This is a genomic window from Mesorhizobium sp. M0998, from assembly GCF_040318885.1.
GTDB lineage: Bacteria > Pseudomonadota > Alphaproteobacteria > Rhizobiales > Rhizobiaceae > Mesorhizobium.
Genome location: NZ_JAMYND010000134.1, coordinates 1 through 593, shown reverse-complemented (window position 1 = coordinate 593; position 593 = coordinate 1). Strand labels below are relative to the sequence as shown.

Annotated in this window: 1 protein-coding gene; it reads right to left on the bottom strand. The window is 66.9% G+C overall.

From position 1 onward, the window contains the following. The coding region (locus tag NKH59_RS33435) for a helix-turn-helix domain-containing protein (RefSeq protein ID WP_352776018.1) at positions 1-489 on the bottom strand (489 nt) is incomplete at its 3' end. Positions 490-593 lie beyond the last annotated feature (104 nt).

Genomic DNA, 593 nt, shown 5'->3' with positions numbered 1-593 from the left:
GATCGAGAACCGCGAATGGTCGTCGAGCACGGTCAGCGGATGCAGGCGCCCGGCGCGCAACGGCACATGACCCTTGAAGTCCATCTGCCACAGATCGTTGGGCGCTTCGTGCTCGAAGCGGATGAAGGGCTTTGCCCCGCCGCCCAGCGCCCCGAGCTCGACGCCGTTGCGACGCAAGATGCCGGTCACCGTCGAGGGCGACGGACAGCCAATCCCCTGGCGCGCCAGGACCCGGGCGATCTTGCGCCCGCCCCAGGCCGGATGTGCCGCCCGCACCGAAAGCGCCGCTGCTTCGACCTCCCAGGCGCTGCGCCTGGGACTCGAGAGCGGTTGGCGCGAACGCTCCAAAAGCCCGGCCTCGCCCTCCGTCCGATAGCGCGCGATCAACTTGTGAGCCACGGTCCGACCGATCCCAAAGCGCCGGCACAACGCGCTCACATTCGCTCCCGGCGCGCTCGCCAACCTGACAAATTCCAGCTTCTGTTTCATCGCGCTCGTGTCCTCGAATGGCATCCCGAACCTCCCGGCGCAAAGCGCGCCAAACTGTTCGCGATGTCCTCGCACACCTGTTCGCGATGTCTCCGGTCCAAACA